The 20,008-nt window shown below is 66.3% G+C and carries 18 protein-coding genes; 14 read left to right on the top strand and 4 right to left on the bottom strand.

The annotated features are described in order from the left end of the window. Window positions 1-67: 67 nt before the first annotated feature. The 3 genes from GGD62_RS34410 to GGD62_RS34420 all read right to left on the bottom strand — a co-directional run bounded on the left by GGD62_RS34410 (window position 68) and on the right by GGD62_RS34420 (window position 3,192). A complete protein-coding gene (locus GGD62_RS34410; RefSeq protein WP_183712737.1) occupies window positions 68-2,389 on the bottom strand; it encodes a molybdopterin guanine dinucleotide-containing S/N-oxide reductase in 2,322 nt (773 codons plus the stop codon). A gap of 300 nt (window positions 2,390-2,689) precedes the next feature. Further along, complete coding sequence (locus GGD62_RS34415) at window positions 2,690-3,001, bottom strand: hypothetical protein (protein ID WP_246800382.1); 312 nt, start codon at window positions 2,999-3,001, stop codon at window positions 2,690-2,692. Next, a complete protein-coding gene (locus GGD62_RS34420) occupies window positions 2,998-3,192 on the bottom strand; it encodes a hypothetical protein (RefSeq protein WP_018318056.1) in 195 nt (64 codons plus the stop codon). Before GGD62_RS34420 ends, GGD62_RS34415 begins: the two co-directional genes overlap by 4 nt. Window positions 3,193-3,279: 87 nt before the next feature. On the opposite strand from GGD62_RS34420, the gene GGD62_RS34425 reads away from it, so the two are divergent. Then, window positions 3,280-3,795: a ferritin-like domain-containing protein gene (locus GGD62_RS34425; protein WP_183712739.1), complete on the top strand. Its 516-nt coding sequence runs from the start codon at window positions 3,280-3,282 to the stop codon at window positions 3,793-3,795. A gap of 96 nt (window positions 3,796-3,891) precedes the next feature. Here GGD62_RS34425 and GGD62_RS34430 read toward each other — a convergent pair whose 3' ends face one another. Then, a complete protein-coding gene (locus tag GGD62_RS34430) occupies window positions 3,892-4,749 on the bottom strand; it encodes an SDR family oxidoreductase (protein WP_183712741.1) in 858 nt (285 codons plus the stop codon). A 229-nt stretch (window positions 4,750-4,978) separates the two neighbouring features. Between GGD62_RS34430 and GGD62_RS34435 the strand changes: the two genes are divergently transcribed. From GGD62_RS34435 to GGD62_RS34495, 13 genes are all read left to right on the top strand, one after another. Next, complete coding sequence (locus GGD62_RS34435) at window positions 4,979-6,229, top strand: ABC transporter substrate-binding protein (protein ID WP_018318059.1); 1,251 nt, start codon at window positions 4,979-4,981, stop codon at window positions 6,227-6,229. A 125-nt stretch (window positions 6,230-6,354) separates the two neighbouring features. After that, window positions 6,355-7,182, top strand: a complete 828-nt coding sequence (locus tag GGD62_RS34440) for an AraC family transcriptional regulator (RefSeq protein WP_028143759.1) — start codon at window positions 6,355-6,357, stop codon at window positions 7,180-7,182. A 193-nt stretch (window positions 7,183-7,375) separates the two neighbouring features. Further along, window positions 7,376-8,386 carry a branched-chain amino acid ABC transporter permease gene (locus tag GGD62_RS34445; protein ID WP_183235254.1) on the top strand — a complete coding sequence of 337 codons (1,011 nt, stop codon included), beginning with the start codon at window positions 7,376-7,378 and terminating at the stop codon, window positions 8,384-8,386. 1 nt (window position 8,387) lies between these two features. Next, window positions 8,388-9,470, top strand: coding sequence for a branched-chain amino acid ABC transporter permease (locus tag GGD62_RS34450; RefSeq protein ID WP_183712743.1), 1,083 nt, complete (start codon window positions 8,388-8,390; stop codon window positions 9,468-9,470). Then, window positions 9,463-10,245 carry an ABC transporter ATP-binding protein gene (locus GGD62_RS34455; RefSeq protein ID WP_018318063.1) on the top strand — a complete coding sequence of 261 codons (783 nt, stop codon included), beginning with the start codon at window positions 9,463-9,465 and terminating at the stop codon, window positions 10,243-10,245. Before GGD62_RS34450 ends, GGD62_RS34455 begins: the two co-directional genes overlap by 8 nt. After that, window positions 10,238-12,433, top strand: coding sequence for an ABC transporter permease (locus tag GGD62_RS34460; protein WP_183712745.1), 2,196 nt, complete (start codon window positions 10,238-10,240; stop codon window positions 12,431-12,433). Before GGD62_RS34455 ends, GGD62_RS34460 begins: the two co-directional genes overlap by 8 nt. A 3-nt stretch (window positions 12,434-12,436) precedes the next feature. After that, window positions 12,437-13,270, top strand: a complete 834-nt coding sequence (locus GGD62_RS34465) for a phosphoenolpyruvate hydrolase family protein (protein ID WP_104463699.1) — start codon at window positions 12,437-12,439, stop codon at window positions 13,268-13,270. 26 nt (window positions 13,271-13,296) lie between these two features. Next, window positions 13,297-16,209, top strand: coding sequence for a flotillin family protein (locus tag GGD62_RS34470; protein ID WP_183712747.1), 2,913 nt, complete (start codon window positions 13,297-13,299; stop codon window positions 16,207-16,209). Between the two features lie 9 nt (window positions 16,210-16,218). Next, window positions 16,219-16,656 (top strand): SRPBCC family protein, encoded by a 438-nt coding sequence (locus tag GGD62_RS34475; RefSeq protein WP_018318067.1) that lies wholly within the window; start codon window positions 16,219-16,221, stop codon window positions 16,654-16,656. 2 nt (window positions 16,657-16,658) lie between these two features. Then, a complete protein-coding gene (locus tag GGD62_RS34480; protein ID WP_092253134.1) occupies window positions 16,659-17,102 on the top strand; it encodes an SRPBCC family protein in 444 nt (147 codons plus the stop codon). 2 nt (window positions 17,103-17,104) lie between these two features. Beyond that, window positions 17,105-17,923 (top strand): xanthine dehydrogenase family protein subunit M, encoded by an 819-nt coding sequence (locus GGD62_RS34485; protein ID WP_183712750.1) that lies wholly within the window; start codon window positions 17,105-17,107, stop codon window positions 17,921-17,923. Window positions 17,924-17,929: 6 nt separating this feature from the next. After that, a complete protein-coding gene (locus tag GGD62_RS34490; RefSeq protein ID WP_028143768.1) occupies window positions 17,930-18,406 on the top strand; it encodes a (2Fe-2S)-binding protein in 477 nt (158 codons plus the stop codon). Between the two features lie 8 nt (window positions 18,407-18,414). Next, the gene (locus tag GGD62_RS34495; RefSeq protein ID WP_183712753.1) at window positions 18,415-20,007 is read left to right on the top strand and encodes a xanthine dehydrogenase family protein molybdopterin-binding subunit; all 1,593 of its coding nucleotides are present in this window, start codon (window positions 18,415-18,417) and stop codon (window positions 20,005-20,007) included. Window position 20,008 lies beyond the last annotated feature (1 nt).

Consider the following 20,008-nt stretch of genomic DNA (forward strand, 5'->3'; position numbering starts at 1 on the left):
CCCTGCTCCCACACAGGACGGCCCCATTTTCTGGCGCAACGCTGCGCTCCATTCGGGCTACGACACCCTACACCGGATCGAACGCGCGGATCGGCGGCAGATTACCGGTGAACTTCTCCACCTCGACCACCGTCAGCTGCCCGGTGCAGCCTTGCGCGAACGACGAGGTCCCGATGTCGCGGGTGAGCACGTTCGGATTGCCGTGAACGCAGAGCGGCGTCTCGTCTTCCGGATCCATCGGATCGTACCAGGCGCCGGTCGGAAGCTGCACCACGCCGGGCGCGATGCCCTCGGTGAGGTGGACCGCGGCAAGGCACGCACCGCGATCGTTGAACAGGCGGATGATGTCGCCGTCCTTGATGCCGCGCGCGTCCGCATCGCGCGGGTTCATCCGCGCGACCTCGCGGCCGCGATGTTTCGAGCCAAGCGAATGCCCGCCGAAGTCGAGCTGGCTGTGCAGCCGCGTCACCGGCTGGTTGGCGACGAGGAAGCACGGCGCCCCGGGCCTGGGCATGTCGGTCTTGTCGAGCCAGACCGGATGCCCCGGACAATCCGCATCACCATGGCCGGCGATCTTCTGCGAGAAAATCTCGATGCGCCCGCTCGGCGTCGGCAGCGCGTGATTGACCGGATCTTCGCGGAAGCGGCGCAGCCGGCCGCCGTCATCGGGCTGCTGCGGAACGACCAGGCTGCCGCGCGCCCAGAAATCGTCGAAATGAGGGGCTTCCAGGCCACGCTTGGCGAGCGAGGCGCGGGTCGGCTCGTAGAGATGCTCGAGCCATTGCCGCGACGTGCGTCCCTCGGTGAAGGGTTCGCGGGCCCCCAAACGATCGGCGAGATCGGCAAAGATGTCGTAATCGTCGCGCGAAAGCCCGAACGGCTCGGCGATCCGGTGCATGGCCACCATGAGGGGGTCGTTGCTGGAATAGCCGATGTCCTCGCGCTCGAGCGTCATCGTCGACGGCAGCACGATGTCGGCATGACGGGCGGTGGCGGTCCAGGCAAGCTCATGCACGACGAACGTATCGAGTTTCGCAAACGCGTTGCGCAGGCGATTGATGTCCTGGTGATGATGGAAGGGGTTGCCGCCGGCCCAGTAGACCATGCGGATGTCCGGATAGGTCCGCGTCTCGCCATTGTAGCGATAGGTGCTGCCCGGCTTGAGCAGCATGTCGGCGATGCGCGCCACCGGAATGAAATCGGCGACGCCGTTGCGGCCCTGCCCCAGCGTCGGCCCCGGCACGTCGTTGACGCGGCGGCCGTAATAGCCGATCGCTCCGAGCGAATAGGCGTAGCCGCCGCCGGGAAGGCCGATCTGGCCGAGCGCCGCCGCCAGCACCATGCCCATCCATACCGGCTGCTCGCCATGCTCGGCGCGCTGCAGCGAATGAGAGACGGTGATCAGTGCGCGCTTTCCGGCGAGCCGGCGCGCGACTTTGCGGATCATCTCCGCCTCGACGCCTGAGATCGCGGCGGCCCATTCGGCATGCTTTGCCTGCCCGTCGCTCTCGCCGGTGAGATAGCGCAGGAAGACCGGCCATCCCTCGGTGTAACGATCGAGGAAGGCCTGGTCGTGCAGGCCTTCGCTGACCAGCGTGTGGACGAGGCCGAGCATCAAGGCGGTGTCGGTGCTCGGCACGCAGGTCATCCACTCCGCACCGGCCTCGACGGGCAGGTCTTCGCGAAGCGGGCTGACCAGGATGAACTCGCAGCCGCGCTTGCGGGCCGCTGCCATGGCGCCACGCTCGACATGCTTGCTGATGGAGCCGCCGGCCACCATGGAATTCTTCAGCGCCATGCCGCCGAAGGCCAGCACAATGTCGGTGGAATCGGCGATCTGCTCCCAGGTGACATTGCGCTTGGTGATGTCTTCGTAACCCGCCAGAATCTGCGGCAGCAGCACCGAGGACGCGCCGGAGGAATAGGTGTTGACCGAGCGCACATAGCCGCCCATCGCGATGTTGAGGAAGCGGTGCACCTGGCTCTGGGCGTGATGAAAGCGGCCGGCGCTCGACCAGCCATAGGAACCGCCGAACACGGCGCCCGGCCCGCGCGTGTCGCGGATGCGCGACAGCTCGGCGCCGAGCAGATCAAGCGCCTTCTCCCAGCTCACGGAGACGAATTCGTCGCGGCCGCGGCGATCGTCGGGACCCGGCCCGCGCTCGAGCCAGCCGCGGCGGATCGCCGGCTGGGCGATGCGCGCCTGATGGCGGAGCGCACCGGGGAAATTGTCGATGATGCCGTTCGGATCGGGGTCGCCCGCATAGGCCCTGACCTCCAGCCCGGCCGCGCCCTGGCGCGCGGAAAACACGCCCCAATGCGAGGTGTGCGGCTTGAAGCCATCCGACAGGTCGAGACCGGGATCGGGAAAGCCAATCGTATCGTCCATCGCGTGATCCTTGTTCCGGCGTCCGGCCTGCTAATCGGGGTGGTAATATACCGATCCGATCGTGAGGTCGTCGAGATCAGCGATGACGGAAACGCTGGGCTGCCCCGCGATGCCAGAGGTCGTTGCAGGAGGCGTTCGCCCAAGCCCGGAGCTATCGGCCGCACCGCGAGGAACGAAAGGCTCAGCGGTTTCAAAGGTGCCGCGGAGCGCCCGGGATCTATCTGACCACAACTATTCGACGGGCGCTTAAAGGGGGGACCACGACAGTTTGGCTTCGGCCCAAATCCGCCCGAGGCGGCATCACTCACCTGCGCAGCAATCCACCAACAGCTCCCAGATCCGCTGCGCCTCGCGTCTCTCGTGGCTCTCCGGCACCTTCTCGGCGCCGGACTGACCATAGCCGGCGATGGCGCGCGCTTCACGCGGCACGATCCACCGTTCCGAGATCGGGTCGTACCATTTTCCGATGTTTACCTCAGTCACGGCGATCGACTCACAAATTTTCAACCGGTCGAGCGATGCGCCTCCCGCGGCCCCATGCGAACCATTCGGCGACGCGTCACTCAGTTTACCAATCAGCGGCGCGTACGATCGTTCCACCCGCTGCATCATCCCGGCCGGGCCGGATGAAGCGTGCGCGGATGGCGCTCGTGCAGCAGCCGTGCGAGCTCCTCGCGCTCGCTCTCGCGTCCCTTCATGGCGGACTCGAACAGCGCTTCCTGGATGTCGCGAGGCATGTCGCCCCACACGTCCATCGCCGCGCGTCCGAGCAGGCCTGCAAGATGATCAATTCCATCGCTCATTCGGCTCTCCCGATCTGCACACGGGAATGGAACAGCTGCGGCCGCGCAGCGTTCCAGTGTCATCATTGTGAAAAGGAGGCGTCTTTTATGGGATTCTTCACTAAGGACATCAAATCGATGGAAGACCTGCTGCTACACGGGCTGCAGGACATCTATTACGCGGAGCAGCAGATCCTGAAGGCGCTGCCGAAGATGATTGACAAGGCGACCAACAGGGATCTCGCCGCCGGCCTGAAGGCTCATCTGGACGAGACCAACAAGCAGGTCGAACGGCTCGACAAGGTGTTCCCCAAGCTCGGCAAGGAGCCCAGCGGCACGCAGTGTCCGGCCATTGACGGCCTGATCGAGGAAGCCGACGCGACCGCCGGCGAGATCGAGGACAAGGCGGTGCTCGATGCCGCGATCGTGGCCAACGCGCAGGCCGTGGAGCACTACGAGATTTGCCGCTACGGCACGTTGATCGCCTGGGCGGAAGAGCTCGGCCACGACGACATCGTGCGCTTCCTCACGACCAATTTGAACGAAGAGAAGGCGGCCAACACCAAGCTGAACACGGTGGCGCTCCGCAAGGGCGTCAACGCCAAGGCGTCCAACGCCGCCTGATCGATCTGCTGGCCAGGACGTGGCGGCCCGGCCTCCGGCGCCGCCACGATTCTTGCGCTGCTCTCAACGTCGCAGACGCTGACGAGGCGCATCCAATCAGATGAACGGCTTCCCGCCGGTGACGGCCAACGTGGCCCCCGAGGTGTAGCTCGAGAGCGGATCGGCCAGCATGACGTAGGCGGTTGCGAGCTCGGCCGGCTGGCCGGCGCGCTGCATCGGGACCTGCTTGCCGAAATTCTTGACCCTTTCCTCCGACATCGTCGAGGGGATCAGCGGCGTCCAGATCGGACCTGGAGCGACGGCGTTGACCCGAATGCCCTTCTCGGCGAGCATCTGGGCCAGCCCACCCGTGAAATTCTGAATGGCGCCCTTGGTCGTGGCATAGGCCAGCAAGGTCGGGTTTGGCATATCCGAGTTCACCGACGCCGTGTTGATGATCGCAGCTCCCGGCTTCATATGAAGGACCGCAGCCTTGGTCAGATAGAACATGGCGTGGATGTTGGTCTCGAACGTGCGCTGCCACTCCTCATCGCTGATGTCGGCGATGTCCTTGAACGTGGCCTGATGCGCCGCATTGTTGACGAGGATATCGATGCCGCCGAGCTCGTCGACGGTGCGACGTACGATGCCGCGGCAGTGCTCGGGATTGGTGATGTCGCCGGGAATCAGGACGACCTTGCGTCCGGCCTGCTCCACCAGCGCCTTGACCTCGGCTGCATCCTCGTCCTCGTTCAAATAGGAGATGACGATGTCGGCGCCCTCTCGGGCATAGGCGATCGCGACCGCGCGGCCGATGCCGCTGTCGCCTCCGGTGATCAGCGCCTTTTTCCCGGCCAGGCGTCCGGCGCCCTTGTAACTCTCCTCGCCATGATCGGGACGTGGATTCATCGCACGCGTCGAACCGGGCATCGGCTGCTGTTGCGAAGGATAAGGCGGCTTGGGGTATTCGATCATGGACAACTCCAGCAATTTGCTCCGCTAACGGAGCCCCGCCGGAAGCGTTCCTGTGACCGTCTGTTGCACCGCGAAACCATTTGCGCCGCACCATTCAAAAATGAGACTGCCCGTCAAACCAAAGGGGGCGCCAACGCATGCACCGCATCCGACTTCGGTTAGCTTTCCCATCAAAGCCGCGGGCCGAGAGCCACGCGGCGACAAAAGACGACACACAGGGAGGAGCACAATGTCGAAATGCAGTGTGGGACTGCTCGCGCTGAGCAGCTTGTTTCTTTCAAGCGCAGCGATCGCCCAGGAAAAGATCAAGGTGGGCGTAACCGCAACCCTCGAAGGCACGTACACGGTGCTCGGCGAGGACGGCATGCGCGGCCACCAGACCGCCCTCAACGTCCTGGGCAAGAAGGTCGGCGACAAGGAACTCGAATTCATCGTCGCCTCGACCGACGCAACGCCGGACAGCGCGGTACGCGCCGTGCGCAAGCTGATCGAGCAGGACAAGGTGCAGATCCTGCTCTCGCCGCTCTCCGGCGACGAGGGCATCGCGGTGAAGAACTTTGCGAAAACCCATCCCGAGCTGACCTTCATCAACGCGGCCTCCGGCGCGCAGGAAACGACCTATGTCGATCCCGCCCCGAACTTCTTCCGCTACAACATGGACGGCGCGCAGTGGCAGGTCGGTCTCGGCAAATATGCCTATGAGGAAAAGAAGTATCGCAAGATCGCAACCGTGGGCGAGGACTATTCGTTCATCTACACGCAGGTGTTCGGCCTCGTGCTCGAGTTCTGCGGCGCCGGCGGACAGGTCACCAACCGGCAATGGGTGCCACTCGGCACCAAGGATTTCGCCTCGGTGATCGCCGCACTGCCCGACGATGTCGACGCGATCTATCTCGGGCTTGGCGGCGCCGATGCCGTCAACTTCCTCAACCAGTACCAGCAGGCCGGCGGCAAGGCGCATCTGATGGGCGGTTCCATCATGATCGACCAGACCATCCTGTCGTCGAAGGGCAACGCCAAGAACGCCCTGGTCGGCACCATCGCGGCGAGCGGCCAGGCCGATACCTGGGAGGATCCGGGCTGGCAGAAATTCGTGAAGGCCTATCAGGACGCTTTCCCGCCCAACAAACGCTTCCCGAGCCCGTCGCTGCTCGCCACCAACTATTATGACTCGACCATGGCGCTGATCCTGGCGTTGCGTCAGGTCAATGGCGATCTCTCCAACAACCAGGCCAAGTACAAGGAAGCCCTCGCCAAGATCGAGATCGACGCGCCGAACGGCAAGATCAAGCTCGACTCCAACCGCCAAGCGATCGGCACCAACTTCGTCACCGAGGTGGTCGACGACGGCAAGGGCGCGCTGTTCAGCAAGGTCGTGAAGGTGATCCCAAACGTGAACCAGACACTCGGCTACGACCCGGCCGTATTCTCCAAGATCGGGCTGCCGAGCCGCACCGTGCCGGAATGTAAGAAATACTGACGCATCACCCCTGCGATGCGCAACCCGGGGAGCGACTTGCTGACGCGGTCGCTCTCCGCTCTTGCAATCTCGTCGGCATTGTTGAACGCTGAGCGAAAAGACAAGAACATTCGGGAGGGGAAGGCATGAGCCGTGCGCTCGCCGTCTTCCACGGCCGGTTCGGCCGGGCGACGGTTTATCAGTTGAACCGCCCTTTCAATATTCACGCCCATCGTGAAGGTCACCTGATCTTCCATGTTGGCGGCATGCCCGCATGCATCGACGTCTCCGAGGGACACCACGATCTCAACGAGACGTCCGTCGTCGCGGTCAATCCCTGGGAGCCGCACAATTTCCTGCCCGCCGATCTCGACGGCGGCGCGATCTTCTTCGTGCTCTATGTCAACGCCGAATGGTTTGCGCCCGATGCCTCCGGCACCCACCGGATGCGTTTCGGCCGCACCCAGTTCCGGCGCACGCCGGCGCTGGACAAGCACATCAGGCGGACGGCCGCGCTCGTGTGCGGCGCACCATCACTCTCCAGCCTGGATTCCGAGCTGCGGCGGCTGATCGACATCTGTTACGACGAAAGCTGGCAGCAGGCGGAGATCGCGCGCGATCCACGCGCAAACGGCTCCGTCACCGATTTCCGCGTGCGCAAATGCATCAAGATGATGTCGGAGAGCCCCGGCGCCGAGATCGAGCTCGATACGATCGCGCGGGAATCAGGACTGTCGCGACCGCATTTCTACCGGCTGTTCCGCGTCCAGACCGGCGTGACGCCGAACCTCTATCTCAACACGCTGATCATGGAACATGCGCTCGAAGCGCTCGTGGCCAGCGAGACGCCAATCGCCGATATCGGCTTCGATCTCGGCTTCTCCTCGCAGAGCGGCTTCACCCGCTTCTTCGCCGCCAATGTGGGAATGGCCCCGACCGATTATCGTCGCGCGGCCAAGATTTTGCGCGCCTGAGCGGGCCACGAAAAGATACTCACAATCAAACGTCGTCCTCGCAGCCCCGCTAGGATGCGGGCAACGCGATCCCGAAAGAGGGTCGCGACCGACGGGAGCGCACGTTCATGGCGAGGCTAGCGGCCGGCGCAAGGCTGCCTGACCTGTATTTGGTGGACCTTCGGGATGCGCCCTGGCCAAGCGGGTGGCGCACATGAGCCGCTTTGTCGAACGCCACCCGGCCTGGGCGCTGATCTCGATCATTGCCATTGCCGTCGCGCTCTGGCTGGTCTTCGCGGTCTGGCCGCCCGGCCTCGAAGAAGCCATCGGCCGCAAGCGCGTCTTCCTCAACGCGGTCTTCAACGGCATCACGCTCGGCGGACTCTACTTCCTCGTCGCCAGCGGCTTCACGCTAATCTTCGGCCTGATGCGCAACGTCAACCTCGCGCACGGCTCGCTCTATCTGTTCGGCGGCTATGTCGGTTACGCCATCAGCACGGCAACCGGCTCCTGGCTGCTCAGCTTCATCGTCGCCTTCATCCTCACCGCCCTGGTCGGCGTCCTGCTCCAGCTGATTGTGTTCCGCCGGATGGAAGGCCAGGACCTCAGGCAGACCATGGTGACGATCGGGCTCTCGATCGTGTTCGCCGATCTCATGCTTTGGGCCTGTGGCGGCGACTTCTACCAGATCCAGACGCCGAACTGGCTGATCGGCCCCATCGAGCTGCCGCTGGTCACGGCGATCAAATCCTCGGGCGAGCCGGTCTATCTCCGGTATCCCCTGGTGCGGCTGGTGATCTTCGCCGCCTCCGTCGTGATCGGCGTGGCGATGTGGCTCGCGCTCAATCGCACCCGCGCCGGCATGATCATCCGCGCCGGCGTCGACGACCGCGATATCCTCGCCGCGACCGGGGTGCGCATCCAGCTCGTTTTCGTGGCGGTGTTCGCGTTCGGTGCGGGACTTGCGGGCATCGCCGGCGTCGTCGGCGGCACCTTCCAATCACTATCCCCGGGCGAGGACATCCGCTTCCTGCTCGCCTCCCTCGTCGTCGTGATCGTGGGCGGCATGGGCTCGATCCCCGGCGCGGCGCTGGGCGCGCTGATCATCGGCCTCGCCGAGCAGCTCGGCTCGGTCTACATCCCGACCTATGCCATCGTCGTGACCTTCCTGATCATGGTGCTGGTGCTGGCGATCCGGCCGCAAGGCCTGTTGGCGAGGCGCTGACATGTCGCTCACCCACGATGCCCGCATTGCCGTTCGTCCCGCCGATGCAGCGCAGCGCCCCGCGCGGACATGGCCGGAGATCAACAATCCCGCCGCCTGGATCGTCGCGATCATTCTCCTGATCATGCCGCTGATCGCGAGCGGCTTCTTCCTGATCGAGATCTTCGCGACCACGCTGATCCTCGGCATCATGGCGCTCAGCCTGATGTTCCTCGCCGGCTATGGCGGCATGGTCAGCCTGATGCAGCTCACCATCGCGGGTTTCTCGGCCTACATGGTCGCCGTGTTCGGCGTCAGCGGCAACGCCAATATCAGCCTGGGCTGGCCGTGGTGGCTCGCGGTGCCCATGGCGCTGGCGCTGGCGACCGCCTTCGGCACGCTCGGCGGTGCGCTCGCGGTGCGCACCGAAGGCATCTACACCATCATGATCACGCTCGCGATTGGAGCTGCCTTCTATTATTTCACCAACCAGAACTGGGCGATCTTCAACGGCCATACCGGCATCAACACCGTGGCCACGCCGCACTTCTGGGGCGTGAACTGGCGCGCCGACATTCCCTTCTATTATGTCGTACTCGCGGTTGCCGCGCTCTGCTACTTCGCCGTCGAATATATCTCGCGTGCCCCCTTCGGCCTAGCGCTGCAGGGCGTACGCGACAATCCGCGCCGCATGGCGGCGCTCGGCTTCAACGTCAATGCGCACCGTGTCGCCGCCTATGCCTTCGCCTCCTTCGTGGCCGCACTTGCCGGCGTGCTCCAGGTCTGGAACTACCGCCAGATCTCGCCGGGCTCGGTCAGCGTCGGGGCCTGCATCGACGTGCTGATCATCGCCGTCGTCGGCGGCATCACGCGTCCGATCGGCCCCTTCATCGGCGCGCTGATCTTCGTGCTGCTGCGCACCTTCGCGCTCGACTTCCTGGTCAGGCTCGGCCTCGACGGCAACCGCTTCCGGCTGCTGATCGGGCTCGGGTTCCTCGCCATCGTGTTCTGGTCCTCGGACGGCGTCATCGGCCTATGGCAGCGCTGGCGCCAGAGCCAACGCCCCCGCACCGACCGCCAAAGCGGAGGACGCGGTCATGGATAGCGTCGCGCAGCGCCTCTCGGCCGTCGGCGCCGGTGCCGCGCTGGAGCTGCGCGGCGTGACAAGGCTGTTTGGCGCGCTCGCGGCGCTGACCGACGTCACCATCACCGTGCGCCCCGGCGAACGCCGCGCCGTGCTCGGCTCCAACGGCGCCGGCAAGACCACGCTGTTCAACTGCATCACCGGCGACTTCGCGCCCTCCTCCGGCACCATCCGCTTCTTCGGCGAGGACGTCACCCACTTCCCGCCCTATGAACGCATCCGCCGCGGGCTGCGCCGGACCTACCAGATCTCAGCGTTGTTCCCCGGCCTCACCGTGCAGGACAATGTCTATCTCGCCTGCCGCGGCGTCTCGCGCGGACGGTTCTCGTTTCTGCGGCCGGGACAGAACGATGCCCTGATGCATGCGGCCGACAACCTCGTCCAGGCCGTGCATCTGGCCGCCGTAAAGGACCAGCGCGTCGCCGAGCTCGCGCACGGCCAGCAGCGCCAGCTCGAGATCGCGCTCGCGCTCGCCGGCGCCCCGCGCTTCGTGCTGTTCGACGAGCCGGCCGCGGGCCTGTCGCCGACCGAGCGGGCCGAGCTGATCGAGATCCTGACCTCGCTGCCGGCGCATATCGGCTACATCATCATCGAGCACGACATGGACGTCGCCTTGCGCGTCGTCGAGAGCGTCACGATGATGCACAACGGCCGCATCTTCAAGGAAGGCCTGCCGGAAGAGATCCAGTCCGACCCCGAGGTGCAGGAGCTTTATCTCGGAGGCGGCCATGAATGAGGCCCGCCGCTCCGCCGCCGCGCTCGAGGTCCGCGGGCTCGACGTCTATTACGGTCACTCGCACGCCCTGCAAGGCGTCGACCTGACGCTGGAGAGCGGCGTGTTCTCCGTCGTCGGCCGCAACGGCATGGGCAAGACCACGCTGTGCAAGGCGATCATGGGACTGGTCGGCGTCAGCGGCGGATCGATCCGGGTTCGCGGCGAGGACATCACGCGGCGGCCTTCCGCCCAGATTGCGCGGCTCGGCGTCGGCTACGTGCCGCAGGGCCGCCGCCTGTGGCGCTCGCTCAGCGTCGACGAGCATTTGCGGCTGGCCGGCGGCATGCGCTCCGGAGCATGGACGGTCGAGCGCATCTACGACACCTTCCCGCGCCTCGCCGAGCGCAAAGATCACGGCGGTGGCCAGCTCTCCGGCGGCGAGCAGCAGATGCTGGCGATCTCGCGCGCGCTGCTCACCAATCCGCATTTGTTGATCATGGACGAGCCGACCGAGGGACTTGCGCCCGTCATCGTGGCGCAGGTCGAGGAGATGCTGCTGCGGCTCGGTGAGGACGGCGACATGTCCGTGCTGGTGATCGAGCAGAACATCGGCGTCGCCACCGCGATCTCGCGCAACGTCGCGATCATGGTCAATGGCCGCATCAATCGCATCATCGACTCCGCGCGGCTCGCCGCCGACCGCGAGCTCCAGCAGCGCCTGCTCGGCGTCGGGCTCCACGCCGAGCTCGAGCCGGATCTCGAGATCTCAGTAAATCCGGTGCCGGCGCCGCGCCGCGACGGGCCGATCCGCATCTACGTCTCCAACCCAACGCTGCCGACGCGATGGTCGCAGCCGGTGCCGATCGCCCGCATCGAGGCGGCGGCGCGCACACTCTCGACCCAGGTCGCGCGGCTCGACGAGACGGCCCGGCGCAAGCGCGAGCCGCTGGCGGCGCAGACCGCCGGCCCGCCCGTCGTGCTGGTCGTCGGCACGCTCGACACCAAGGGCCTCGAGCTGCGCTTCATCCGCGACATCATCGCCGAAACCGGCCTGCGCACGCGGCTGGTCGACGTCTCGACCAGCGGCAAGCATTCCAGTTGCGATGTCTCCGCGCAGGAGATCGCGCTCAACCACGGCCGCGGCGGTGCCGCGGTGTTCGGCCCCGACCGCGGCGCTGCCGTGACCGCGATGGCCGACGCGTTCGCCAGCTGGCTGCGGCGCCAGGGCAATGTCGCCGGCGTGATCTCGGCCGGCGGCTCGGGCGCGGCGTCGGTGGTTGCCCCGGGCATGCGCGCGCTTCCCGTCGGCGTGCCGAAGCTGATCATCTCCTCCGTCGCCGCCGGCGATGTCGGGCCCTATGTCGGTCCGGCCGACATCACGATGATGCACTCGGTCACCGACGTGCAGGGGCTGAACTCTATCTCGCGCGCGGTGCTCGCCAACGGTGCCAATGCGCTCGCCGGCATGGTCAAGGCGCGGCTGGATGTGCGGGCCGCGACGGCGCGGGAGGCCGGCGGCCTGCCTGCGGTCGGCATCACCATGTTCGGCGTGACGACGCCGGCGGTGCAGAAGATCGCCGCCGAGCTGCGCGACGATTTCGAGTGCCTGGTCTTCCATGCCACCGGCGTCGGCGGCCGCTCCATGGAGAAACTCGTCGAATCCGGCCAGCTCGCCGGCGTCATCGACCTCACCACAACGGAGGTCTGCGATCTCCTGATGGGCGGCGTGTTTCCGGCAACCGAGGATCGCTTCGGTGCGATCATCCGCACGCGCGTCCCCTATGTCGGCTCGGTCGGCGCACTCGACATGGTCAATTTCGGCGCGCCCGACACCATTCCCGAGCGCTACCGCGGCCGCAAATTCCACGTCCACAATCCGCAGGTGACGCTGATGCGGACGAGCGTGGAAGAGAACGAGCGCATCGGCCGGTGGATCGGCGAGCGCCTCAACCAGATGGACGGCCCGGTGCGCTTCTTCCTGCCCGAGGGCGGCGTCTCCGCACTCGATGCGCGGGGCCAGCCGTTCTGGGATCCGGACGCCGATGCCGCGCTGTTCCGCACGCTGGAGCGCACCGTGCGGCAGACCGGCAATCGGCAGCTCATCCGCACGCCCAAGAACATCAACGATCCCGACTTCGCCGCCGCCATCGTCGGTGCGTTCCGAACCCTGTTCGGCCGCGCCGGCGCGCGGCGGAGACTAGCGAGGTGAGCGATGCCAAGGTTTGAACGCGCAGCACTCCTGAGGCGGTTCCGCGAGATGGCGAAGCGCGGCGAGCCGATCGTCGGCGGCGGCGCCGGCACCGGGCTGTCAGCCAAATGCGAGGAGGCCGGCGGCGTCGATCTCATCGTGATCTACAATTCCGGACGCTACCGCATGGCCGGGCGCGGCTCGCTCGCGGGCCTGATGGCTTACGGCGACGCCAACGCCATCGTGCTGGAGATGGCCGGCGAAGTGCTGCCCGTGGTCACCCGGACGCCGGTGCTCGCGGGCGTCAACGGCACCGATCCGTTCCGCGACATGGACGCGTTTCTCGACCAGCTGAAGGCGCTTGGCTTCGCCGGCGTGCAGAACTTTCCGACCGTCGGCCTGATCGACGGCACCTTCCGCGCCAATCTCGAAGAGACCGGGATGTCCTACGCGCTCGAGATCGACATGATCGCCAAGGCGCACGACAAGGACATGCTGACGACGCCCTATGTGTTCAGCGAGAAGGAAGCGGCCGCGATGGCGATCGCCGGCGCCGACATCGTCGTCTGCCACATGGGGCTGACGACCGGCGGGTCGATCGGCGCGCAGACCGCGTTGAGGCTGAAGGATTGTCCGGCGCAGATCGACACCTGGGCCTCCGCCGCGCTCAGCGTCAACCCGGATATCCTGGTGCTGGCGCATGGCGGCCCGATCGCTGATCCCGCCGATGCCGATTTCATCATGAAGAACACCCGCCATTGCCACGGCTTCTACGGGGCCTCCTCGATGGAGCGGCTTCCCGTGGAGCGGGCGCTGACGGAGCAGGTACGTCAATTCAAGGCGATCGGCGCGCGGTAACGCCTGAAAGTTCGAGGGAGGAAAAGATGTCGGGGATGTTGGTCGGTGAATTGATCCTCTGGCTGATCGTCGCAATCGTCGTGATCGTGGTCGGCGTCTATATTGTGAACTGGCTCTACCATCGCTCCTCCAAGGAGACCTCGTTCGTCCGGACCGGCTTCCTCGGCGAGCGCGTGGTGATCAATGGCGGCGCGTTCGTGCTGCCGTTCATCCACGATTACACGCCCGTCAACATGAACGTGCTGCCGATGGGCATCGTCCGCTCCAGGCAGGACGCCGTGATCACCCGCGACCGCATGCGCGTCGACATCGAAGCCGATTTCTATGTCCGGGTGCAGCCGACCCGCGAGGCCGTCTCGATCGCGGCTGCCACGCTCGGCCGCCGCACCATGGAGCCCGGGCAGCTCCATGCGCTGCTGGCCGGCAAGTTCATCTCCGCGATCCGTTCGGTCGCCTCCGAGATGACCATGGAGGAGATGCACGAGCGGCGCGGCGACTATGTCGTGCGAGTCAAGACCAACGCGGCCGAAGCCCTCGCCCAGAACGGCCTCGAGCTGGAATCGGTCGCCATCACCGATCTCGACCAGACCGATCTCGAATTCTTCAACCCGTCGAACCGGTTCGACGCCGAAGGCCTGACCCAGCTGATGCAGGACATCGAGGCCAAGCGGAAGCTGCGCAACGACATCGAGCAGGATTCGATGATCAAGATCCGCGCGCGCAATCTGGAGGCCGAGCGGCAGGCGCTGGAGATCGAGCGCGAGAGCGAGACAGCACGCCTGGAGCAGGAACGCGACATCGAGATGCGCCGTGCGCTTCAGCGCACGGAAGTGGCCCGCGAACGGGCGCTGCGCGAAACCGAGGCCGAGCAGGCGCAGATCTCCGCGCGCGAGGCCATCGAGCGCGCCCGCATCGCCAACGACCAGGCGATCGCGGAAGCCCGCATCGCCTCGGAGCGCGAAACCCGCCAGAAGGAGATCGAGCGGACCCGCACCATCGAGGAGAAGGAGCTGCTGGCGCGCGAGGAGATCGAGAAGACCAGGATCGCCAACCAGCGCTCGATCGACACCACCCGCATCGCATCCGAGCGCGACGTGCGCCAGCGTGAGATCGAGCGGATGCGCACGGTCGAGGAAGCAGAGATCGCGGCGCGTGAAGCCATCGAGAAGGCGCGGATCCAGCAGGATCGCGTCGTCACCGACGCCCGCATCGCCAACGAGGAGGAAACCAGGCGCCGCGAGATCGAGCGCACGCGTGCCGTCGACGAGGCCGAGATCGCTGCCCGCGAGGCGACCGAGAAAGCCCGCATCGCCCAGACGCTGATCGTCAATGTCGAGCGTATCTCTTCCGACGAGCGCACCCGCGCGCTGGAGATCCAGCAGGTGCGCACCATCCAGGAGGCCGAGATCGAGGCCCAGCGCGCGGTCGAGGCCGCCCGCATCGCCCGGGAGCGGACGCTCGCCGCCGAACGCATCGCCGCCGAGCAGAACACGCGGCAGCTGGAGATCGAACGCAACCAGGCACTCGACGTCGCCGGCATTGCGGCGCGCGAGACCACGGAGGCCAGCCGGATCGCCCAGGAGGAGCGCGTGCGCTCGCTGGAGATCGCCCGCAACCGCGCCGTCGAGGAGGCCGACATCGCCTCGCGCGAGGCGATCGAGGCGGCCCGCATCGCCCAGGAGAAGGCGGTCGCGGCCGAGCGGATCCAGGCCGAGCGCGACACCCGTTCGCTCGAAATCGAGCGCACCGGCGTGCTGGAGGCGGCCGAGCTCAAGCGGCGCGACGCCATCGAGCGCCAGCGCATCACGGTCGACCTGGCGCTGGAGGCCGAGCGCATCAACTCGTCGAAGAAGCGCGAAGTTCTCAACATCGAGCAGAAGAAGGCGATCGAGATCGCCGACGAGGACCGCGTTATCGCGCTGTCGACCAAGAAGTCCGAGCGGATCGATGCCGATCGCCAGGTCCGGCAAGCCGAGATCGTCGCGCGCAAGGAGGTCGAGACCACCGACGTCTCGCGCGAGCAGGCGCTGGAGGCCGCCCGCATCGAGCGCCGCCGCGCCATCGAGCAGCTCGAGGTCGCCCGCGTGCAGTCGCTGCAGGAAGCCGAAATCGCCTCCCGCGAGGAGGTCGAGCGCGCGCGCATTGCATCCGATCGCGGCCTCGACGAAGCCCGCGTCGGCCGCGAGCGCGAGCTACGCAAGCTCGAGGTCAACCGCGAAAAGGACGTCGAGACTGTGCTGATGGAAAAGGCCATCGCCATCCATCAGAAATCGCTGGAAGAGTCCGCGGCCCGCGCTGCCGCCGAGGAAGCGCGGATGCGCGCGACCGAAGCCACCGAGCGCGTCATCACCGCGCGCGAGAGCGAGATCGCCAAACGGCGCAAGACGGTCGAGGTGCTGCTCGCCGAGAAACAGGCCGAGGAGACCCGGATCGCCGCGGAAGCTGAGCGCGTGCGCGCGGCCGTCGAGGCGGAAGCGCAGCGGATGCTGAATGAGGCCGAGAACGTGCTGACCGATCAGGCGCGCTACTCGCTGTTCCGCCGCAAGCTGCTCGACCGGATCGAGGGCATCGTCCGCGAGAGCGTCAAGCCGATGGAGAAGATCGAGGGCATCCGCATCCTCCAGGTCGATGGCCTCAACGGCAACGGCCATGGTGGCAATGGCGGCCGCAGCGCCACCGACGAGGTGATCGATTCCGCCCTGCGCTACCGCGTCCAGGCACCGCTGATCGATTCCATCCTTTCCGACATCGGCGTCGAAGGCGGCAGCCTCGCCAAGATGCCGGGCCTGATCCGAGAGGCGCGTGACATGCAGGGCATCAAGGAGTCCGCCCGCAAGAGCGGTGGTGGCGGAGGTGGCGGCGACAAGCCGGCGGCCGCCCCGCCCGCGGCCGAGGGCGGCGAGCCGCCGGCCGAGCGCGGGCCGCGGAAGAAGAGCTGAGGTCGCGCCATGGCCCGCGTCTACGTCTCCACTGTCGTCAATGCCCGCAACGACCGCGTCTGGGCGCGGGTGCGCGATTTCAACGGCCTGCCGAACTGGCATCCGGCCATCGCCGAAAGCCGCATCGAGGGCGGCGAGCCCGCCGACAAGATCGGCTGCGTCAGGGATTTCCGCCTGCGCAACGGCGACCGCATCCGCGAGAAGCTGCTCGGCCTCTCCGACTACGACATGTTCTGCACCTATTCGATCCTGGAATCTCCGATGGGCGTCGAGAACTATGTCGCAACCCTGCGGCTGACCCCCGTCACCGACGGCGACCAGACCTTCATGGAATGGACCGCCGAATTCGATTGCGCGCCGGAGCGCGAGACCGAGCTCGTCAGCAATATCGGCGGCGGCGTATTCCAGGGCGGATTTGATGCGCTCAAGCGCGTGTTCGGAGGCTGACCGTGCCGCATGTCGTCAAGAGCACGATCCTGGACGCACCGACCGATGCGGTGTGGACCGTGCTGCGCGATTTCAACGGACACGATCGTTGGCATCCGGTTGTCGCGACGTCCTCGATCGAGCGCGCGCAGTCTTCCGACAAGATCGGTTGCATCAGGCGGTTCAAGCTCAACGACGGCTCCGAGCTGCGCGAGCAATTGCTGGCACTGTCGGACCTGGAACAGTCCTTCAGCTATTGCCTGCTCGATACGCCGGTGCCGATGTTCAACTACGTCGCCCATGTCCGGCTGCTGCCGGTCACCGACGGCGACCGCACCTTCTGGCACTGGGAGTCCCGCTTCACCACCAAGCCGGAAGATCGCGACCGCATCACCCACATGGTCGCGGAAGACATTTACCAGGCCGGGTTCGAGGCGATCCGCCGGCATCTGAGGGAGGCCGCATAGTCATGGCCGTGACAGTGAAGACGTTTGGAAGCGCCAGCGAGGCGGCGGGAGCATTGTCCTCGGACCGCACCGCGCGGTATCTCGGCGGCGGCACGCTGGTGATGCGCGCGCTGAACGAAGGCGATGTCGCGATCTCGACCGTGGTCCGCGCCCAGGACCAGGCGCTGACCCGGATCGACGCCTCGGGGCCGCGCATTACGCTCGGCGCAGGCGTCACCTTCGCGCGCATCCTTGCCGAACGGGACCTTGCCTTCCTGCACGCGCCCGCCCGTTCGATCGGCGGTCCCGCCGTGCGCAACATGGGCACGGTCGGCGGCAATCTTTTCGCGCCGAGTCCTTACGGCGATTTCACCGTGGCGCTGCTGGCGCTCGACGCGACCGTCGCCGTCGCGGGCGGCTTTGGCGCGCGCGATATCCCGATCGAAGAGTTACTGCAGGCGCGCGAACGGCAGGCCGGAACCCTGGTGCTGTCGGTCTCCTGCACCCGGCCAGCGAGCAGCGACGCATTCCGCTACCGCAAGATCGCGCGCATCAAGCCGAAGGGCGGCTCGGTCGTCACGCTCGCCGCGCATCTGCCGATCAGCGGCGGACGGATTGCGGGCGCCCGGATCGCGCTGGGATCGATGGCGCCGACCCAGATCCGCGCCCGTGCCGCCGAGCGCGCGCTGGAGGGCCGCTCGCTCGATGCCGCGACCATCGCGGCCGCCGCATCCGCGGCGACAGAGGGAACATCGCCATCCGACAACGCGCTCGGCAGCGCCTGGTATCGCCGCGAGATCGTCGGCGTGCATCTGCGGCGCCTGCTGTCAGGCCAGGAATAGATCGCCATGTCAAAAATCCCCCTGCAGTTTCGTCACAACGGCCGCGATGTCGCGATCTTCGTCGACGGCGGCACCAATCTCCTGGTGGCGCTGCGCGAGCTGATCGGCGACATGACGCCAAAATTCGGCTGTGGCCAGGGCGGCTGCGGCACTTGCAGTGTGTTGATCGATGGCGAGCTTCATCTTTCCTGCCTGACGCTGGCGGAGACGGTGGCCGGCCGTTCCATCGAGACGCTCGACGGCATGAAGCAGGGCCCGAACCTGCACCCGCTGCAGCGCGCCTTCGCCGACCATTTCGCGGCCCAGTGCGGCTATTGCACCCCAGGCATGCTGATGGCCGCCAAGGCGCTGCTCGACCGCAATCCCTCGCCGAGCCGCGACGAGGTCATTGAGGCCATCTCCGGCAACATCTGCCGCTGCACCGGCTATGAGCCGATCATCAATGCCATCCTTGCCGCCGCGAGCGGCCGGGTCAGCGCCTGAGGTAGATCATGCTGGAACTGCGCAAGGACATCTTCGCCGACGAGCGCGACGATAACCTCAAGGAAATCGGCAAGGGCACCCAGCGTCAGGATATGCTCGGTCATGTCACGGGCACGTCGAGCTACTTCAACGATCACAAGCTGCAAGGCATGCTGCACCTGAAGGTCGTACGCTCGACGCAGGCCCATGCAAGGATCCGTCGCATCGATACCACCGAGGCCGAACGTTCGGCCGGCGTACGCCGCATCATCCGCGGCACTGATGTGCCGGTTAATCTGAACACGCTTCTCAGCCTGATCAACTTCGGCAAGGATGACGAGCCGTCGCTGGCTGTCGACAAGGTCCGCTACAAGGGCGAGCCGATCCTCGCCATCGTCGCCGACAGCGAGCGTGAGGCGTTCGAGGCGATCGCGAAGGTCAAGGTCGATTACGAGCCACTCCCGGCTGTGTTCGATGTCGAGGACGCGCTGAAGCCCGGCGCGCCCGTGGTCAACGAGACCTATCCGAAGAACGCCTTCATCTATCACGACGTCTACGACCACCAGCGCCTGCGCTTCGGCGATGCCGACGCGGCGCTCGCGAGCGCCGACCACGTGCTGGAGCAGCGCTATCAGATGTCGCCGATCGAGCACGCCCCCACTGAGACCAACGGCGCGATTGCGGCGCCCGACACCAATGGCCGCTACGTCGTCTACACCTCGACCCAGGCGCTGTTCTTCTCGGTGGACACCTGCGCCAAGATTCTGGACGTGCCCTCCAACACGTTCCACTTCATCGGCGGTACCGTCGGCGGCGGCTTCGGCGGCAAGGTCGACACCTTGACTGAGCCGCTCGCGATCCTCGGCGCCATGCTGACGGGACGGCCCGTCCGCTACGTATTCGGGCGCGAGGAGGAGATGCAGTACGGTCCGCCGCGCGGCGCCGAACGCATCTACATCAAGGACGGCGTGATGCGCGACGGCCGCGTCGTCGCCCGCAAGATCCGCGCCTATTTCGACAGCGGCGCCTATACGCGGCTGTCGAGCTATGCCGCGGTGAAATGCGCCGCCCACCTGCCCGGCCCCTACACCATCCCGAACGTCTATGGCGACGTCTATTGCGTCTTCACCAATCGGACGCCCGCGACCGCCATGCGCGGCTTCGGCGTCACCGCGATGGACTTTGCGATCGAATGCCAGATGGACAAGCTCGCAAACCTCGTCGGCATGGACCCGATGGAGTTTCGCATTCTCAACGCCTATCGCGACGGCGACATGAAGGCGCACCGGCGCGAGGCCAAGAACACCGCGCTGATCGAATGCGTTCAGGTCGCGGCCGAGAAGGCCAAATGGCCGATCCGCGACGAGTTCAAGCGCGCCTCCTCGCGCAAGGACGGCGGCGGCAGCCGCGCCGCGATCCCGCCGACGCCAACGGAGTCGCGCGCGCGTCCGGCTGCGCCTGCACAGCAGCGCACGAGCTATGACCGCGCGCCGGTGACCGCGACACGGGAGCCGCCGCGCGATCCGCCTCCGCCGACGCCGCCGCCTCCCCCGCCGCGCCCGGCCGCGCCATCGCATGGCGCAACACGGTTCTCGTCGGTGTTCGGCACCAGGAGACGCTGAT

The sequence above is a fragment of the Bradyrhizobium sp. ERR14 genome (assembly GCF_014198235.1).
Taxonomy (GTDB): domain Bacteria; phylum Pseudomonadota; class Alphaproteobacteria; order Rhizobiales; family Xanthobacteraceae; genus Bradyrhizobium.